Origin of the sequence: Pseudovibrio sp. FO-BEG1, from assembly GCF_000236645.1 — a bacterium.
In the GTDB taxonomy this organism is placed as follows: Bacteria; Pseudomonadota; Alphaproteobacteria; order Rhizobiales; family Stappiaceae; genus Pseudovibrio.
The window spans coordinates 3,599,466-3,620,260 of the sequence record NC_016642.1; the positions used below are offsets into that span (position 1 = coordinate 3,599,466).

6 protein-coding genes are annotated in these 20,795 nt (G+C 50.7%); all 6 read right to left on the reverse strand.

What is annotated here, in order from left to right:
* Positions 1-13: 13 nt before the first annotated feature.
* The 6 genes from PSE_RS16235 to PSE_RS16260 are packed head-to-tail and all read right to left on the reverse strand — an operon-like array spanning position 14 to position 20,298.
* The gene (locus tag PSE_RS16235) at positions 14-5,761 is read right to left on the reverse strand and encodes a non-ribosomal peptide synthetase (protein WP_051125927.1); all 5,748 of its coding nucleotides are present in this window, start codon (positions 5,759-5,761) and stop codon (positions 14-16) included.
* Positions 5,758-6,906 carry an acyl-CoA dehydrogenase family protein gene (locus PSE_RS16240; protein ID WP_014285867.1) on the reverse strand — a complete coding sequence of 383 codons (1,149 nt, stop codon included), beginning with the start codon at positions 6,904-6,906 and terminating at the stop codon, positions 5,758-5,760. Before PSE_RS16240 ends, PSE_RS16235 begins: the two co-directional genes overlap by 4 nt.
* Positions 6,893-7,162 (reverse strand): acyl carrier protein, encoded by a 270-nt coding sequence (locus tag PSE_RS16245; RefSeq protein WP_014285868.1) that lies wholly within the window; start codon positions 7,160-7,162, stop codon positions 6,893-6,895. The genes PSE_RS16240 and PSE_RS16245 overlap by 14 nt, the downstream gene beginning before the upstream one ends.
* Before the next feature lie 17 nt (positions 7,163-7,179).
* Positions 7,180-8,097, reverse strand: coding sequence for a 3-hydroxyacyl-CoA dehydrogenase family protein (locus PSE_RS16250; RefSeq protein WP_014285869.1), 918 nt, complete (start codon positions 8,095-8,097; stop codon positions 7,180-7,182).
* Complete coding sequence (locus tag PSE_RS16255) at positions 8,094-10,610, reverse strand: polyketide synthase (protein ID WP_014285870.1); 2,517 nt, start codon at positions 10,608-10,610, stop codon at positions 8,094-8,096. Before PSE_RS16255 ends, PSE_RS16250 begins: the two co-directional genes overlap by 4 nt.
* On the reverse strand, positions 10,594-20,298 hold the full coding sequence (locus PSE_RS16260; RefSeq protein ID WP_014285871.1) for a hybrid non-ribosomal peptide synthetase/type I polyketide synthase: 9,705 nt from the start codon (positions 20,296-20,298) through the stop codon (positions 10,594-10,596). Before PSE_RS16260 ends, PSE_RS16255 begins: the two co-directional genes overlap by 17 nt.
* Between the last annotated feature and the right edge of the window lie 497 nt (positions 20,299-20,795).

Below are 20,795 nucleotides of genomic sequence, written 5' to 3' on the forward strand. Positions count from 1 at the left end.
GTCAGTTTTCCCTCTAGGCGTTTACCGCTGGCTTCCATCGGTTGGGGGCAAATGCAGATTTCCTCACGATCGCACTGTCGGGAGCATGCTCATGTGTTGGCTCGAGTGTGCTGGAGGTATCGAGCAGCTTGGCTTGCGACTGAATTGTTGGGTTTGAAAAAAGCTCGACTAACTCAATCTTCGTTGTAAACTCACGTGCGATTTGGTGCTGTAGGTCTGTGAGCAGTAGTGAGTTGCCACCCAGTTCGAAGAAATTGGCATCAGCAGCAGGCTGAACACCGCCTAATAGGTCTTCCCAAATGGTAGCTAACTTCTTTTCGACATCCGTTCGGGGCGGACAGAGCTCCTGCCTGGCCATCGATTGAACTGTTGCTTGTGCAGTTGGCAACTGCGCCTCATCAACTTTGCCATTCAATGACAGCGGCAAATCTTTGAGAAAGATAAAAGCAGCTGGGGCCATATAGGCCGGAAGTTTAGCAGAAACAAAAGCCCGCAAATCACTATCAGCAACTGTCACTTGTGTTTTGGTCGTGTAGAAGGCCGACAACACTTGTGCGTCTCTTGCACCACCTTGTACTTCGTGTAAGACGAGATGGGCTCTCTCGATTTCCGGATGCCCCATCAACACCGTTTCAATGTCGCCGAGTTCAACTCGATGGCCACGAATTTGGACCTGCCGATCCACACGGTCCAGATAATCCAAACACCCATCCGGTCTCATCCGGACACGATCTCCAGTGCGCAGGAAAACTTGATCTGAGGTTTGAGGGAGTGCCACAAAGGCTTTGTCCGTTTGCTCCTCCCGCAAATATCCTGCTGCAAGACCTTGTCCGGAAAGATACAGTTCGCCATTAACGCCAATTGGCGCTTTGGTTCCGTTCTCAGTGAGCAAAATCGCATCGGTCTCTGACACCGTCGTGCCAATCGGCAATGGACCCACGGTGTTGTTGTCGGCCGCCGACACTTCGTAGAAGGTCGAACAAATCGTCGCCTCAGTCAGACCATAGCCGTTCACCACCCTTGCATGGTTGATCAGATTGTCGACCTGACTGAAATTCAGTGCTTCACCACCACTTAACAACCAACGCACGCTTTCAAAACGAGTATCGTCTTTGGTAACGGCCTTGTTGAGGCGGTCCAGGAGCCCTGGAACTGTGCTCAGTATGGTAACGTGATCCTGCTTTATGGCATTGAGTGTTGCGTCTATGTCGAGAGCTGTCATCTGATCGACAAGCAAGAGCTGTCCGCCCCCGATGAGGATTGGCAACACTTCTCCCAAATAACTTGCAGAGCCAACCGAGGTAACCGGAAGCAGAACATCTTGATTTGTGATGTCATAACTTTCCAGAAAGGACTCCACCAAGATCGCAAGTCCTTGATGTGTCAGCCGAACACCCTTGGGCCGACCCGTACTACCAGACGTAAACAAGATCACTGCATCACTTGAGATTGGAACCTCAAAGCTTGGGTCTTCATCATCGGACGACACTCGCAAGTCCTGAGCCTGAAGAGGTTCCACCTCAATCAAAGTTTGACCTTCAAGGACGGGACTTGTCTTACCGTAGAACTCGGCGCTTGCTGAATCGAGTAGCAAAACAAGCGGCTCGCACTCATTCAACACGTGCGCCAACCGATCAGCCGGAGATTTGGGATCAACCGGGACCCAGACGGCCCCGATACAAAAAGTTGCCAGCTGTGCCACAATTGCTGGGAGGCCGGACTCCATCACACTAGCGACGCGCGACCCCGGGACCACGCCACAATCAGCAAGCTTACTGGTAAAACGGTACACTGCCGACAAAAGCGATTTACCACTAACCTCGTCACCCTTGTCTTTAATACAAATCGCGTCTCCCTTTTCAGAAAGAGCAGATTTGAGTAAGGGCCAAAGCGAGGAGTGGGCGGGTTTGGTCAAACAACGTGCATTTAGTCGTTCATAAGCCTCAAAATCTTGCGCGCACATGATTGAAAGATCTGCACATTCAACCGTCTCGTCTTTTGCAATCGCCTCAAGGAGACAACGATACCGCGCAGCAAAGCGTTCGATTGTTTCTCGATCAAAAAGCTCGTCATCGTACTCAAAAGTACCTTGCAGACCATCGCCTGTTTCATGAAGACTGATCGACAAATCTAAAAGAGAAATACCTGTATCATTCAACAGGACGTCAGCCTCTAGTGCGTCTCTTTTCAGATCCGGCACCGGCAAACTGTCAAGCTGGAAAGACGTCTGATAGATTGGAAAGGCAGACCCCTGTCGCCGGGGTTTGACTGTCTTGACAATATCTTCAAACCCTATCGAACCATTTCGAATGAGATTCAGGCTTTCACTCTTGATCTTTTCCAGCAACTGGGAAAATGAAAGCGAAATATCAATGTCTAAGCGAAGGGGAAGGCTGTTTACAAAAAGCCCGAATGTTCGTTCATAAGCTGCCTCAAATCGCCCAGCCATAGGGATGCCAATAATGATATCGGCCTGGCTTGTATGCTTATTCAAAAAGAGGGCATACGCCGCCAAAAGAACATTATAAAAGCTAACGCGATTACGTGCTGCGACACCTTTCAGGGTTTTTGTTGTTTCTAATGGCAGTGAAAAATCAACGAATGAGCCAGTCCGGGCAGAAAGCGATGGCCGGCGCCGATCAAAAGGTAAGCTCAGAACTGGCAGATCCCCTGAGAGTTTTTTCAACCAGAAATCAAGCTGTCGGTCATATTTTTCGGAAGATGCAAACTCTGCTAACTGGGACACATGATCAATGTATGTTTTGCCCGGCATTTCGGTCGGGGTGTCATAATAAAACCCGAGCAAATCATCAATCAGAACCGCCTTAGACCAACCGTCACAAAGGATGTGATCCAGATCAATCTGTAGCAAGTATTCATCCTGCGCTAGCTTAACCAAGACAAATCGAACCAAAGGTCGCTCTATGTCATAGCGCCCCGTCGCAAATGGAAGTGGTGTGCCTGCCTTGTAGCCTGCTGGCAGCGTACTAAGACACTCAAGTTTGGGCAAAAAAGCATTTGTAACTTGAACAGAGCGATCAGAAGAAATACCTGAGCGCAGCTGCCCATGGCGGGCAACGGTCAGTTCCACTGCTTTGGACAACTGGTCCACGTCCAAAATGCCCTTCAGCTTGAGCATTATCGGAGAGGTGAACAGGCTACGATCAGGGTGCAGTTGTTGTGCAACCCACATTGCATTCTGCCCATTTATCAGAGGGATAGCTTCTTGAGCCTGTATAGCCTTCCCACCAACATCACTTGCTTTACGAAGGTCCACTGTCACGCCCTGAACGCTTTTAGCTTGAGCTAAAAGTGCCTTGCGATCCAACTTCCCATTTTTGGACAGTGGCATTGCATCTAACAAGAGCAGTCTGCTTGGGATCATATACTCAGGTAGCGCATTCAAGAGGTTCAGCTGCACGTCATCAATATCAACTTCACCATCACCAACAATTGACGCGAAGATGTTTTGTGACATGGGGTTATCCGTGTCAGCGTAAACACATGCTGACGTAACACCGTGGCTTTGCAAAATCACATGCTCGATCTCACCAAGCTCAACACGCAATCCACGTAGCTTGATCTGGAAGTCATTACGACCGATATAGTGATAGTTACCAGTTTTGCTGTCTTTCGTGACTAAGTCACCTGTGCGATAGGCGCGTAGACCATTTAATGCTGGGACATTTACGAAGGCTGCATTTGTCAGTTCTTCTGCATTCAAATATCCTCGCGCCAAACCAACACCAGAAATTAGCAACTCCCCTTCACCGTCTATGGGTTTAAGAGCCTCATCGACAATGTGCAGTTCGATTCCTGTAATCGGTTTACCAATTGGAACATCGGACAGGACCTGGCCGCGTACGCAATTGAAATAGGTCACGTCTATTGCCGCTTCAGTAGGGCCGTATAGATTAACCAGCGCAATACTTGGTTGGTTCTGTGTCAGCGTATGGAACCGTTGAACCGCTTCAACCAAGAGCTTCTCGCCACTTGTAAAAATGAACCGAAGCTTGGAAAGCTCTTCGGGACGTCCTTTGATCTCCTCATAGGTCAGAAACAGCTCAAATACTGATGGCACGAAGTGAATAATAGTAACGTTATGGGTGCGAATACTACGAGAGATTGCCCTCGGATCATGCTCTTTCCCGGATGGCAGCAGAGCAACACTCGCACCCTCCATAGCCCACCAAAGCAACTCCCAAAGCGAGACATCAAACGTCGTAACAGTCTTCTGGAGTATCGTGTCAGCGGGACCTATTGGATAAGCTTCTTGCATCCAGTCAAGGCGATTGCTGAGCGCCGCGTGTTCTGTACAAACACCCTTTGCCCGCCCGGTAGAACCCGAGGTGTAAATTATGTACGCCAAGTCTTCTGGCTGTGGTTCGGGCAGCTCACCACTTACGACCGGAGCGCCCCAATCGTAGACATCCATTGCGAGGCTGAACCCATCAAACGATACGTCTAAGCGATCGGTCGTGTCTGTGATTAGCCCAACGGCACCACTATCACGCAAAATGGTCTGCACACGGTCAACAGGGTGATGGGCATTGATTGGTAAGTAAGCCCCGCCTGCACGCAAAATCGCGAATATAGCGACAATCATATCAGAGCTGCGCGGCATTGAAACGGCCGTTGGCGTGTCTTTGCCAACGCCGAGGCTTCTCAGTTTATGAGCTAGATGGCTGGATTTCTTATCCAACTCACAGTACGTCAGATTGCCCGTTTCACAACGAACAGCCACAGCATCTGGATATGAGCGAAACGAGCGCTCCACTGCACTCATAATGGTTTTTTCGGGTGTCTCAGTCTTTGGCGGATTACCAAACTCTGCCAGTTTTAGCTTGTCCGATTGGTCATCATGAGCCAGAACTACACCTGGATAGTTCGTCTCCAAAAGCAGGTTTTTCAAAACGCTTTGTGGACCAACTTCGGCGACGCAGGAAATGCCCTCATCTTTGATCCGCTCAATACAATCCCGCCATAATACAGTATGATCAAGCTGCCGTGCTAGAGCATCCTTAATGGCATCAGGCGTCTCAACTTTGTTCGCGGTCGCACTGGAAATCACGGAAATCTGCGGTGATTGCCACGTTACCATTTCTAATGCGCTGCGTAACTCTGCAACGTAAGGTGTCATAAGACTACTATGGTAAGGTGCACCGCCATACAGTGGTACAACCTCGGCACTACCATCAGAAGCTAAGAGAGACTGCTCAGCCAGCAACACTGCCTTGGCTTCGCCCGTCACCATAAATTGCGTGTCACTATTGATGCATGCAAGGCTCACCAGGGCATCTGTTTGCGCACGCACCTCTTCAAGCGTTTTGCGAACTGTCTCCAGATCCGTATTCTTAAAAATCGTTGTTGCAGAGACCGCAGCCGCTTGAGCTTTTGCTGCAATTTCTGCGCGTCTAGCGACCACTTTGACACTATCAGCAAAAGACATCGCTCCGGCACAAGTAAGTGCCGAGTACTCACCTAAACTGTGACCAAGCATAACTGTTGGCTTGCATTCATATTCCAGGATGGCTGCCTTGAAGTGAGCAACATTTGTGACGTGCAAAGCTGGGAACAGAAATTTAGTTTTGCTAAGCTTCGTCAACCCGCCCTTAGTACAAAGATCGGTCAAGTCCCATCCGAGAACATCTGACGCTTCAACAAACAGCTCCTTGATCAAGTCATGGTTCTTGATCAAGCGCGATGCCATTGCCGGATACTGTGATCCGGAACCGGGGAATATGAATGCAAGATGTGTCATGCTGCGGCCCGTTCAACATTCGTTGCGATGTATGCCAACGCGATCTGAATTTCATGGATTTGCGTCGTGCCTTCGATAATCTCCATCGCCTTTGCATCGCGAAAGTAACGCTCGGCATGATTGACGGCGTGGCACCCAGAGGCTCCCAACAACTGAACCGCGTTATTGCTGGCCAGACGAGCAGCTTGGGAGGCCGCATATTTCGCGATCATAATCGCTTGCACCATGTCTGGTGAGGCCATATCGCGAGCTTCAGCAGCGCGATTGACCAGCTCTTGCGCAGACATTACCGCGACCAAGGTCTCCGAGAGCATCTTTTGAACCAGCTGATGCCGGTAAAGTGGCTTGCCCGCCTGCTGGCGTGAGATACACCGCTCAGTCATCACTTCCAGAGCAGCGTCAGCCAGGCCAAGGCATCCGCAAGCCGTTGTAAAGCGTCCCTCATGCAGGCCAAACGTCGCTGATAATGCCAATCCTTGAGTTTCGCTGCCTAAAAGATAATGAGCAGGCACTCGACATTGATCAAACGTTACCGTGCCAAGCATATTGGCCCTCAGACCAATCATCCCGCGGATCGGTTCCACACTCAGACCTGGCGTCGAGCGATCAACCAAAATGACCTGGGTGTGGTTGTCACGCGTGCGACCAAGGACGACAAAGAAATCTGCGATTTGGGCCAAAGTGATCCACGTCTTGACGCCATTGATCACATAGTCATCGCCATCGCGTGTGATGGTGGTTTCCACATGGCTCAAATTGCTGCCGATATTGGGCTCGGTCATCGCAAAACCGCCGATCAACTCGCCTTTAGCCAGTGCCTTAAGGTAGTCACGTATCAGATCGGACTTGGCAAAACGCTCCACCGCAGCTGCAACCATGCCGGTCACCGTCACGAGATTCTCCAAAGAACCATGCGCGCGTGCCACTTCCTTATGCAGCACCATCAGGTGATCAGAGGGTAGAGCCTGCCCGCCATTCTTCTTCTTGATCGACGCTCCCAAAAATCCTTGATTGGCCATCGCTTGAATTAGCGAACGGTCGATTTGCTCGGCTTCGTCGATCTTACTCACTTCTGGCAAAAGCGTCTTTTCGACAAAGGCACGTACGTTGGCCTGGAACTGAGTAAGATTGTCAGGAGGCTGCATGTTCCAACTCCCGATTTTCTGCCACTAAATGTGTTGAGATCAGTTCGGAGATTTTGGCAATTGTGCTGATATCTTCTGGTTTGATGTCATCCAGTTCGAGTTCGATCCCGAACTTACCTTCGATGAACAAGATCATCTGAACGGTGAACAACGAGTGCGCTAATCCCAGTTCGAATATGTTCGTGTTGTCTTCAATCGCGGCACCATTGGTCGCACGAGACAGGAATTCGCGGATCTGTGCTCTAATGTTTTCCATGAGAGTATCTCCGAGGCTTATTGTGTGTACTCATAAAAACCGGATCCGGACTTCATGCCCATTTTGCCGGCACTGACCATTTTCTTGAGCAGAAAACAGGGGCGAAACTTGCTGTCATTGAAGCCCTCGTAAAGAACCTCCAGCGACTTAAGAATCGTGTCGAGACCAATCAAATCGGCCGTCTGAAGCGGCCCCATCTTGTGGCCAAAACAGGACTTGAATAGTGTATCGACGTCAGAGGGTGATGCGACGTGTTCTTGGACCATGAAGATGGCCTCGTTGACGAAGATCATCATGGCTCGGTTGGTAACAAAACCGGGTGAGTCCTCGACGGTAATGCTCTCTTTATTCAACCGCGCCAACAGAGCACGCATACGATTTAGAGCGCCCTCGCTGCTGCGAAAACCACGGATAAGTTCAACCATCGGCTTGAGCGGCACCGGATTCATCAAATGCACACCGACGACATTCTCTGGCACCGGCATCAAGCTAGCGACCTGAGTTATCGAAATGGCCGAAGTATTAACGCCATAGACAGTCTCTGGCCCACAAACTTCAGCCATCTTTTGATAAACTTGCTGCTTAATGTCCCAATCTTCGGTGACATTTTCGATGACGAACCCTGCGTCCGCGACGTCCTCCAGCGATGTGGTGAATGTCAACCGTTCCAAAATGGTCTCGCGCGGTACCGTTAGCTTCCCGTGCACTTCATGCATCTGATACAGGCGTAGGTTCTGCTTGATGTTCTTGGCACAGATATCAAGCTGATCTGAGTTGATATCTACAACAACAGTATCCAACCCATGCAAAGCAAGGTCATGCGCGATCCCAGTACCCATTGTACCGGCGCCGATGACCGCGACGAGTTCGGAGATTGGCTCACATACTGTTTGCTTGGACAGGACCGATAAGTCGCTATTGACCTGAGAACTCATGTGTTTGCTTCCTCATTTCCATGGTTGTAAGGGAACTGAGCTGGAGTTGCGCTGGCAAGAAAGCTGCAGATCGAAGCTGCAGTTGGAACCTCAAGAAAGTTGGCGATCTCTAAGACCGTGCCGAAGCTCTTTTCGATTGCGATTGCCAGTTTGGTGGCTAAAAGGGAGTGACCACCTAACTCGAAAAAATCATCATCCATTCCGACCGGTGCAATGCCGAGCATCTGTTCCATCAAACCAGTGACGAGGAGTTCGGTCTGGTTTTCAGCGGGACGAAATGTGGAGGAAAGATCAGGACGTGCGTTGACACTCGTGAGTTCTTTTGGCAGTGCGCTGTCTGAGCTTGGACTTACCTGTTGAGATACGGCAGGAGGTACCGGAAATGGCGTTCTGGAGAAGGGGTAATTCGGTCCGGCAAGGTGAGACGGTACACCGTTACTGTGAAAGACCCGCCAATCGATTGCACCTCCGTTGACCCACAGTTCTGCAAGAAGGCGCTCAAGACCAGGTGATTGGGTTTCTGCCAGGCCGAAGGTTAAGCCATGTCCACCGACAGTTCTTTTATTCTCTGAACAGGCCGGATGCGCTTGCGCCGTGTTAGTCAGCTGCCCAATCCAGAACCCATCATCAGCCAATTGATCGGGAGTTATTGCGATCCCATTGATATCGCTCAGCACTATGAAGGGTGTGTGGTGGCGTGATGGAACAGTAGGCAACGCACCAGACTGTGCAAAGGCCAATGCCGAAAGAATACCTTCACTTTCCATCACACCAGCAACGGCCGCTGCGAGCCACAACATATCGCCTTGACCCGCAATAGACGTGATCGATGGCACAGCCGAAATCAGCGTCTTGGCTTGAGATACCAGTGTATCGCGTTCACAGGCACTCAGCGCGACCGCGTTTTCATGCCTCAATCGTAAGACAGAACCTGACACCTCATTTGCACCGCAAGTAGGCTCTACTTTCTCAAAGAGCCACTGTCCTTCCTTTCCCTCACTCACAACAATTGCAAGACGATAAGGAAACTCTCTGCGTTTGGTTTGAAGGCAAAATGCCAGACGACTAAAATCATCCCTTTTGGATAACGTGCTCAACTGCGCTTGCAGGCGCTCTGCCAGCTCCTTAGCAACGTCTTCTGTCTGAGCTGAGACTGGATAGACTAATGGGCCTTGCGAAGCTGAAGGGGTTGGAAAGTTAGGTGCTTGCTCGATAATAGCGTGAAGATTAGTACCACCAATCCCAAAAGAACTGACCGCCGCCCGCCGAGGTGTCATTTCAGCTGGCCAAACCTGAGGTTCAGTTGGAATATAAAAAGGGCTTTGCTCCAGCGCCATGTTGGGATTTGGTGCCTGAAAATGCGCCATAGGCGGCACTGTGGCGTTCTCGATGGCGAGGACGCTCTTAATTAAACCGGCGACCCCAGCAGCGGCATGCGTATGACCAATGTTGGCTTTCACAGAACCGAGCGCACATCGTTGTCCTAGCGTCGTGCCGAACGCCTCAACCAAAGCATCAAACTCAACCGGATCGCCAATGACTGTCCCGGTCCCGTGTGTTTCGACATATCCGATAGTGCTTGGATCAACGTCAGCCATAGCCAAAGTTGTGCTAATCAGATCACTTTGACCTTGCAGGCTGGGCGCGGAGAAACCAACTTTTCGATGTCCATCGTTGTTTGCACTAACAGCCCGTACGACAGCGTGAATGTGATCTCTATCAGCCACAGCATCTTGAAGGCGCTTCAAGACCACCGCACAAGCGCCATCGCCAAACAGCGTGCCCTTTGCGGCGGCATCAAACGGCCGGCAATACCCGTCAAGAGAGTGGATCATGCCCTCTTGCGCCAAATAGCCTGACTTTATGGGCAGATCTATTGTGACACCGCCAGCAATAGCAACATCACACTCGCCGAACAAAAGGCTCTGCGCAGCCATATGTACCGCTGCTAATGATGTGGAACAGGCGGTGTACAATGTGTATGCCGGGCCATGCAGATCAAGATGAAACGCCACAAGTTGGGCTAACAAGTCCTTGTGTGCGAGAACTCCACGTTCAAACTGCTCAACGCTGTTTCGAGAAAGCATGGCAGACGTTCTGCGAAGCCATTCGGGGTCCTCTGACGCACCAGCAAAGACGCCAATTGGGATCTCTGATCTGATATTGCCACCATAGCCCGCATGCTCCAAAGCATGATAAGCAACCTCATGAAAGACACGTGTCTTCGGATCAAGATGTGCCGCCTCTGCCCGGCTGTACCCGAAAAAGTCAGCATCGAAATGCTCCACGCCTGAAATCACTGGCTTGACTGGCATGAAAGCTGGATTTTTTACAAGCTCTGGATCCCAACCTTCATCAATCAGATCATCCTTGTCGAACCAAGTCTGGCACGCCTTCTTACCGACAATGGTATGCCAGTAATCTTCGAGGGTCTCGCTTTGAGGAAGGCGGACTGCCATTCCGACAATCGCCAAGCCCATGCCAAAATCTGTTGGATCACACGCTACTGACATCACGTTTCCTCCGACTCTGGGCGCGTTTTTGAGACGCCGTCTTGGCACGGTTGCGAACGGCATCAACGGCGCTCAGTCTAGGTTTGGTGGCAGTTTTGTTCGTTTCGGTTGCATTAGAGACGGAGCTTGGCTCTTCTTGACCGGCCCCATAGTGCTTGACGAGCATCGCAACTGTGGTGAACTTGTAAAAATCAACGACTTTACTGCTGGCCTCGATCTTGGCCAATTTTCCAGCAATCTGTACAATATCGAGTGAGGTGGCACCGAGTTCAAAGAAGTTATCATCAATTCCAACTGGAGCAGTGCCAAGGTGGCTTTCGAGCAATGCCACATAGCGTTCTTCCATCTCCGACCGCGCGGCTTTGTACTCAGACGTCAGATTTGGGCGCGGCCGAAGTTCCGCCCTGAGCGGATCAGTATCTGCAGATGCAGTAGAACGCTCGCTATGCATCTGTTCGTGCAACTGCTCGTGGGGGCGCGGACTGAGGATGATCTGCGACGAGGCAGTTGACCGCCCTGCCCAGTTGTCAAACAACTCAATAGCTTCTTCATCAGAAAAACCCGTAGCAAAGGCGCCGTTGACGCGCTCATCCAAGATCGCGTTCAACTGTTTCATCACCTCCCGGTTACGGTGCGTGATTGTGATTTTGCCGAAATGCCGCGCGCCAGCCATATATGAGAATGCGTCGCAAACCTCATCTACACCGAAAGTGGTTGCAGGCAGGAGTGGCAAGGCCCTAGCTTCCACCAAGCGCACGAGTTCTCTTAAAGCTCCTCCCGACGCTTCAGGATCCAAACTGTCTCCAAGGGGAATAAACTGCCGGCCACCGCTGAGCAGATCCATCGGCAACCCGCGACCAGATGAGATATCCTGAACCCCCATTTCGACAAAGCGTCCACCAACAGACAAGCAGCGCATACCTGCTTCCAGAAGCTCCCCAGTCAGAGCATTTAAAACAACATCTACACCTTTGCCGTTGGTGGCAGCCAAAAGACCTGCTTCGAAACTTTCATCGCGCGTAGACCCCACAACAGTGGTGCCCATATCTGCTAGTCGCTGTCTCTTCTCATCCGTCCCAGCCGTTGTGTAGACGCTCGCGCCCAGGTGCGTTGCGATATGAACGGCAGCCAATCCGACACCGCCGGCTGCGGAGTGGATTAGTACTGTTTCGCCAGGCTTGAGTTTAGCCCGCTCGCGCAGAGCAACAAGGGCCGTTAGGTAAGCAACTGGCAAGGCAGCGGCGGATTCGTATGTACTGTTGCTTGGAATGGCTGCAACAGAACATTCACGCACCGTCAAAAAACGCCGGAACGCGCCAGGCACAACCGTCATAACTCCATCACCTACGCGGAAGGTCGAAACATCTTTTCCGACGCGGTTGACACGCCCCGCACATTCCAGCCCGAAACTAGTAAAGCCCGCACTTTCCGGTAAATGCCCTGCAGCAAACAACACGTCTTTGAAACTGAGACCAGACGATAAGACCTCGATTTCAACTTCGTCTGCTGCTAGCACTGTCTTCTCGCAAGTAACGAAACCCAAGCTTTGCAGCACGCCAGGTTCGGCTTGGATCAGATCATAGTTTGCACTCGTTGGAAGCGTGCGCCATGAGCCTCTAACAAGATGTTCTTGGACATCTTCAGGCACACCAACTTCCACTCTTCGCTTAATGACAGCTTGGCATGTTAGGCGATGGCCGGTGTCTCCATGTAAAACCATAGAAAAACTCGGAACCGCTGAACCGCAGCTTTGCGCAGTGATCTCCGCCTTGACGGTTGCACCTAAAGGTCCTGACACGGCCAGCTTTTCAAACGAGAACGGAACTGTATCCAACCCGGTTCCTGCAACGCGGTCGAGAAGCCCAATTGCCACGTCAAGAAGGGCTGGATGAACCTGGATACTCTCAGTTTGCCGTGAGTATTTTGACGGCATAGCCAGTTCAGCCGTAACAAACGACATATCGGCATTGCACTTAATACTCTTGATACACTCCCAAGGGCCAGAATAACTCAAGACGGTTGTATGCAAGTCCTGGAGGCGTACAGATTGTAACTGTCTGCTGTCAGACAATTGTACATCTTGCGAAAGTTCAGCCTCATTCACATAAACGGGCGGTTCGATCGCAGCCTTGCCTTGAAAATGAGTTGTCCATTGGTCATCAAAAGCGTCCGAACAAGAGCGAATTACGATATTAAAGTGATCACCGTCCTGCTCACAGTCCACACGGATCAAACACTCCTCGCCCTGAGCCAAGCTTAAGGGGGCAAGCACAATGGCTTCTTCTAAGTTTGCAAGCTCACTCCCAAGAGCCTTCACGCTTTCTAGCGCAAGAAACAGATATCCAGTCGCGGGCATAACTCCCGTCTCGCCCAACTTGTGAGCTTCCACGATCCAATCGTTTGAGCGTTGCAGACGGATCAATGTTCTAACGTTCTTGTGACCCAATGCATGCGATGGCCAAATATCATCTGCTCCACCTGAAAAAAGCTCAGAGAATGGAACTGGTTCAGTTTCGGCAGACGATGATCCGATTAGGCGTGCAGCCATCCCGCGGTCTCGCCAAGTATCCCATCCCAACGCCAAAGCGTTGATATGGAAGGTCTTGGAGCAATAGTGCGCAATGGCGTCTAACCAAGCATTGGCAGCGCCATATGCAATCTGACCGGGGCCCCCACTTGCCTCTGAAGCAATCGATGAACAAAAGTTCACCGTGAGCTCTTCGTGCAGAGCGCGATGTCGTTGCAACTCAGCCAAGCAAAGAGCTGTTCCATTGATTTTTGCAGATAGCTCCCTGGACAACGCTTTTTCGTCTAAGGCATGCAGGAGCGTAGAGCCAGCCACGCCCATCGCAAAATCGATATGGTCAGGCTTGCCAAACTGCAGGAGATGATTGCCGATAATCTTCAAATCATCGCGATTGTTGGCATCAAATCGGACGCTCCTCCACATCGAGCCGTGAGTGGCTGATAAGCGTTGGAACACTGCTGCTTGTCTCGGCGAAATTTCCCCTCGCACAAAAACTGATACCTCAGCTTTGGGATGGGTCAGCCAGTACTCGACAAGTGCTGAACCGATGCCACCACGCCCTCCAAAGACCCAAACCTTTGGTGCACTCGGCAACTCAGTACGTTTTGACAATGCATAGCTCAACTGACAAGCATCGCGGACAAAGAGCTTACCGTCTCGACAGGCCAAGTACGGCCGCTTGTTCGGGCCTTCGAACATCCCTGCCAGGAGGGAGGTCATATGCCATTGCGGCGCGATCCCGCCAACTGGAAGATCACATTGAGACATGGACAGGCCCACATGCTCAGTGCGCGCTTGAAGTGCTGCTCCAGCGATGGCACGTGTTGTGGGGTTTGCTATTTCCTGTTGCAGAACCGGGAAGGCTCCATGAGTTAAAAGACAAATCTTGTCATGCGGACCGAAATGCGAAGTCACGCCCTTAAGAAGGTCAAGATATTGCGCCAACAATGCGTTGGCGGCATCGCTATCCGCCAGCGGATCCGCTTGTGACTCTGCGACCAAAAGCCAATATAAAGGCGCGGCCTCAGTCCCACTCCGCCCCAATGCCGCATCACTCCTGTGTTTAACATGAGTATGGGCAATCCCTTGGTTCTTTAGAACCTCACATAGGCGGTTCGTGGCTTCGGTAGCCATCGGATCAATTGGTACTACGCAAAGCTCATGTCCGCGCGCCAGACGAACATCCGTGGTAGACATCGCCGTCCAGACTGGTTGACGTGCCCACTCACTCTTACTCGCTCGCTTACGGTCCCGTAGCGTTAAAGGCTCGAATGTATTGCCAAATTTCCAGTAGGCCCGTTGCGCAAATGGATAGCCTGGCACTTTGACCTTTTGTCCATCACAATGGTCATCCAAAGCACTCCAAGACAAGTTACAACCGCGGCACCAAAGCTGTGCGAGCGTCCGGCTGAACTGTAGCCAATCACGCGAAACCTGATCTACAGGAGGGCTTGGTTCCTTAGGTAAAAGCTCAAACGCCGAATGCGATTTAACATCCCAACTTGCGTGGCGTTTTGCCAAATTAGATAGGACATTTTGAGGACCAACCTCAATGAACAAACCGGTCTCAGATAACAGCTCTGAAAGACCTTGTGCAAAGCGTACAGCCTGGCGCGTATGCTGGCACCAATAATCCGGATCCATCGCCTGTTCAGGAGTAATCCAAGTTCCCGTTACATTCGAAATATACGGAATACTTGGTGCCCTTAACGTAATTGCCTGGAGCGCCTTTTTAAAAGCCGGCAGCATGCCGTCCATCATTTGAGTGTGGAATGCGTGCGATGTTTGCAGGCGAACCGCCGAACTAGCGAGATCGGGCATTTGTGCGAAGAAGTCAGCCAGCTTCGCTTGTGGGCCAGCAATAACGCAGGCTTGCGCCATATTAATGGTCGCAACTTCAATGTCTGGCCAACCTTCAAGGACAGTGGCGATCTCAGCCTCAGACATCGGCAGACTATACATATGCCCTGTCGGCTGAGATTGCATCAACCGGCCACGCAACGCAACCAATGACAATGCATCATTTAACTCAAAAACACCGGCAAGTGTCGCAGCGGTAAACTCGCCCAAACTGTGCCCAACCATTGCTTTTGGCGTTACACCAATCGCCATCAGGCATTTCGCAAGCGCAAGTTCCAGCGTAAACAAGAGTGGTTGGACAATTTTAGTATCCCGCAGCCCCTCTTCTATCGGCGCCTCAAAGATGAGATGCTGGGCATCAAAATCTATATGCGGTTCTAAGCGGGCCAAAAGGTCATCTAGAATTCTCGCAAATTGCGGGACGTTACGATAAAGACCACGTCCCATTCCTATGTACTGTGTACCCTGCCCAGGAAATAGGAACACCGGTTGTGCAGGTTGATCAGCAACACATCCGCGTTCCCAATCTGCAAGCAGCATCTCATCTTGCGTGAACGTGGTCTCAACTGGACGGGCTAAAGCGACTGCCCGGTGCGCGAACGTACGGCGGCTAGAGCGAAGGGTAAACTCGACATCATCGCAGGATACTCTTTGCGCCTCCGCCTCCCCTATCGTGGTTTGAATGCGCCGTTTCAGCGACGCATCGTCAGATGCCGAGAACGGATAGATGCGTAGTCTATCGGCTCGCTTGGTTTCATCATTCTTGAATGCACGCGTTCCTTCGACTGAAACACGCTCCGGCGCTTCTTCCAGAACAATATGTGCGTTCGTCCCGCCGATCCCGAACGAGCTGATCACTGCCCGCCGTGCTGTATCATTTGTCTTTTCCCAAGCAGTTGCTTTTGATGGAAAGAAGAACGGCAGCGTCTGCGCATTGATTTCTGGGTTCAGGCGGTTGAAGTTGGGGTTTGGCGGCAGTGTTTTATGCTGTAACGCACAAATGGCCTTAATCACACCAGCGACACCTGCGGTCGAGTTCAAATGTCCAATGGTACCTTTTATTGAACCTAGGGCACAGGCAGGTTGACCATCTGTAGCAAATACCTGGGTCAGTGCCGCTGCCTCGATTGGATCACCAAGCGGCGTGGCGGTACCGTGCGCTTCGACCAGACCAATAGTCCTTGGTTCTATACCCGCCTTATCGAGGCAGGCGTTGATGACTTCTGCCTGTCCGAGCGCACTGGGAGCCGTGTAACTGACCTTTCGGTCACCGTCGTTGTTGATCGCGCTCGCCTTCAAAACCGCAAGGATCTGATCATGGTCCCGGATAGCTGCGCTTAACCGCTTTAAGACAATGACAGCTACACCGTCACCAGTCACTGTTCCAGATGCGGCCTCATCAAATGGACGACAGTAGCCATCCTTAGAGTGGATCATACCTTCAACGCGCCGATATCCTCGACGAACCGGCATTTCAATCGAAGACGCTCCGGCCAAGGCAACATCACAGTCAGACGACAGTATTGCTTGTGCGGCAACATGGATCGCAACCGCTGAGGTCGAACACGCCGTGTCGATTTGCATCGATGGTCCGGTCAGTCCCAATGAATGGGAGATCAGCGCAGTGGGAGCCTGCAAGTTCAAGTTCGATGCTTCGTATAACTCCGTCGCACCATCAACCCCAGCCATCACTCCATTCAGCCATATCGGGTTCGACAAAATCCCAGCATAGAGGCCAACCCGCGTGCCGTGGTCAGTATCGCTCTGACCACTCGCTTCCAGAGCGTCCCAGCAAACTTGGTGCAACAAGCGAACTTGGGGGTCCATTAAATTTGCCTGACGCTCGGAATACCCAAAAAACGTCGGATCAAACTTATGGACATCGTCCAAAAGCCCTTTGATGGGAATATAGCTGTCGTCCAGAAGGTCTTGAGGGGCAACACCATGGGCAATAAGATCTTCGCAACTAAAGCGATGGAGTGCCGAGTTTCCCTTCTTCACCAACTCCCAAAGCTCATCAATATTGGTAGCACCGGGAAAGCGGCCAGCCATCCCAATAATCGCAAGATCATCTTGACGAAAATCTCTTTCATCATCAGGCTGAGTGCTTCTGATCTCCGATTTTCTCGCTGGCTTTGCGGGGCTTAATCCGTCAGCAGCCTCCAGGTGCCGCACCTGATCAGCAATGGTCACGTGAGTAAAAAGCTCCGCGACCGCAATCGAACGCCCCAATGCCTTTGACAACAAACTCTTCAAGCGGATGATGTGCAGCGATGTGCCACCTGCCTCGAAAAACGACGTCGTGTAAGGAATATCGGTCTTGTCCAGTACTTTTTCCCATGCAGAACGCACAGCTAGTTCTATAGCGTTTCGATCTGTTGATCTTTCTGACCCGATACCGCTTCCCTTCGGCGGCTCTGAGGATAAAGTGTTGGGACTGATCACTTTTTGTTGGTCATTGACATGTTCTTGCGCAAGTTTTGCTACCAACAAACGGTCGAGCTTCCCGTTTGAAAGCGTGGGGAGCTGCTTGACCTGAACCAGATGCTCAGGCACCGCCCAAGTCGGCAAATGCTCAGCAAGCTTAGTGAGAACGATTGAGTTCGATAACTCTTGTTCAGTCCGGATTAGGCCAACAATGCGCTCAGTGTCTTGATGTTTAACGAGAACAACAGATGCCTCACAGATGGCCTCAATCGCCAGTAACCGTTGCTCAATCTCTGATAAGTCCAGACGATTGCCGCGGATCTTTACCTGGCTATCACCACGTCCATAATACAAAAGGGATCCATCAGTGCGCTCTCTGACGAGATCACCAGTAAGAAAGCGCTTTTTGCCTGGATTGAACGGATCATTAACAAAACGGGCCCGATCAAGTTCAGGGCGATTCAAATACCCTGCAGCAACACCAGTTCCCCCAGCGGCCAGGGCACCCAAAGCGCCTACCGGCAATAGGTTTTGGTCTAAGTCCAGAACTTGCAGGCTTGTTCCATTGACGGCGTAACCAATTGGGACCGGCTCTTCCACAGGTAGGCTCAAAGGCGTACAAGTCGTGAAGATAGTGTTCTCAGTTGGACCATAGCCATTCAATATCTCTAAGTGCGGAAAAACCTCTAGTGCTTGCCGGACGTGGGACGTTGACAGCGCTTCTCCACCGATGATGACCTTCTTCATCGTCGCAAAAAACTTCGCGCCTGATGAGAGATGTGCATTAAACAGCGACGTAATGAACCAAGCTTGAGTTATGGATTCTTCTTTTACCCAGCGCGCCAGCAAGTCACTGTCCAAAAGATCGACCCATGAGGGCACAACCAGCTTGGCGCCTTGCGCAAGTGTCGACCACATCTCAAAAACCGAAACGTCAAACTCAAAGGCACTCGTCAACAGGACACTTTCACCTGGACTGGGTAGAAGCTCCTGCTGATCGAGCACCAATCGGGGCATAGCTCGATACTGCACAGCGATACCCTTTGGCTTCCCGGTCGACCCAGACGAGTAAATCACATAAGCCAAGTCATCTGGATTTGGTTTGTCCGGCTCCCAAGAGGCCACAGGCTCTTTGATATGCAAATCTTGAACCTGAACAAACGGGCAGGCCGCCTCCAACTCCAAGAGAGTGTGGTCTGAGTTTGTAAGAACCAGTTTTGGTGTGCAATCTTCGAGGATCTCCAAGATACGCCCAGAGGGATAGTCACCAGAGATTGGAACATAAGCTGCCCCAACCCTATGTATCGCCATGAGGCAAAGGATAGTCTCGACGGAACGTTCCGTGAGAATTCCGACAAGATCACCCGGTCGCACTCCGTGCGCTGCCAAAGCCTGCGCCTTTTGTTCGACGTCTGCAATCATCGCCCGGTACGTCATCGACCTTTTTGCATCAACCAAGGCGATCTGATCTGGAGATCGCTCTGCTTGGCACCAGATCCGATCCAGTATCGAACAGAAAGTACGATCTTGAACCGCTGTATGGAATACAGATTGACGAAGAGTAAGCTCTTCATCCGACAGGTTTTGCAAGCTTGCAAGTTGCGCTTTGGGGTCTGCAATCATCTGTTCTAACAGGCAAGACCACAGGTCAGCGAACGTTCTTGCTAATCCTTGCGAGCGCACGTCCCGAGTAGTTACCTCAAGCCGCAGTTTCCCATCCATTTCGAGCACTGTTGCTGTGACGGGAAACTCAGTTGTTTCATCTAACGACACGGCTTGAACTAGGTCCGATGAGCTACTAAGGAGCTCTGGGTCTAATGGATAATTTTCAACTACAAACAACGAGTCGAAAACTCGTCCTCGCGCACCTGGATTGACTAATTTCGTGACATCCGCTAGCGAAGCCGATTGATGTTGCGAGCAATCTTGGATATGCGTCTGTGTCGCCAGAACGACTTCATCGACCCGATCGGAACCCTCAAACGCGACCCGTATCGGCAGGGTGTTGATGAACATGCCAACCGTCTTATCTGAGTTGACGGTGGCAGCGCTCCGACCCGAAAAGACCGTACCGAACAATGCTTCAAAGCTATGCGTCCACCTTTGAACAAGAAGCCCCCAAGCAGTGTAGTACAATGCAGCTGGTGTCACCGACACAGTCGAACAGAAGCGGGTAATCTGAGAAATACAGTCGAGTTCTTTAGTGTGCTGTTCTTTAACTAAAGTAGCTTCACACGGTTCAGGCTGAGTGCCTGATGCCATAAGAAAAGAAGGTTCAGCAGATTGAAGGTTAGTCTTCCAAAACTCGCCATCATGTCGGATTGCGTCTTTGGACGGCAGGAGAGATTTCGGCGAGGTCTGCAGCCTTTCCGGAGTACACTCTAACCCTTTTGAGTAGTCCTCAAAGATCTCCTTCAAGCAAATAGCAAGGCTCCAGCCATCAAGAAGGATGTGGTGCCATGATAGTGCAAGCGCTGCACTCTTCTTTCCTTGCACTAGGCAAATCTGGATAGGTGCACGCGCAATATCATTGCTGCTTCTGCTCTTGTCCAACCATCCTTGAAGCGCATTTTCCAGATCACAGTTTTTTTTGCCAGACACATCAATGACACTGAAAGGTGCTGTTCCATCTGGCTTTAAGATCATTTGTACAGGACGGCTCAATCCTTCCCAATGGAAGCGTGCACGAAGCCCGGCATGCCTATCGAATAAGGCTGTGAGGACATTGCGGAGCCGATCCACATTTATGGGATGTTTTAAGCGTACAACCGCTTCTTCCAGATAAGCATCGTCATCTGGATATTCGATCGTCCGCAAGAGCAAGGCTTCCTGTAAGGACGACAGAGGGAGAATATCATCGATGTTTGAAGTCAAGGGAAATGGCCTTGGAAAAGTAAAAAAATAAAACTCAACAGAAGCTCACAACTCACCGCGCAGTGGTGCTGTCAGTCATGAAACGCCTATCTGTTACGGCGCAAAAACTTTCATGAATCTGAGAGCAAATCTGAGTGTTTTTTTTGAATCTTTTGATCGTCAGCAAAGCTGTCAGCTAGCTTTCCAGTTACAATTTTTGCTTGAGATCTGGCCTCTCCAATACCTGCAATCTCGCTTATTTGAACCAGATGGGAATTACTCAAAGTACTAGATGACATTTTTACACCTATAAATTGCACAATTCACTTTTTTGTATTCATTGAAGTATGAATTACATTCAAAACAAGTAGTACATATGAGTCAACATAGATTTAGATGAATTATTTTACATCTTTCCATTGTGATACTTATCATAATTTGAATCTATTGAGTACTTTAGTTAATTTAAGCCTCATAATTTTAATTTTACCTTCGAATCATCTTCAATAAATCGGCCT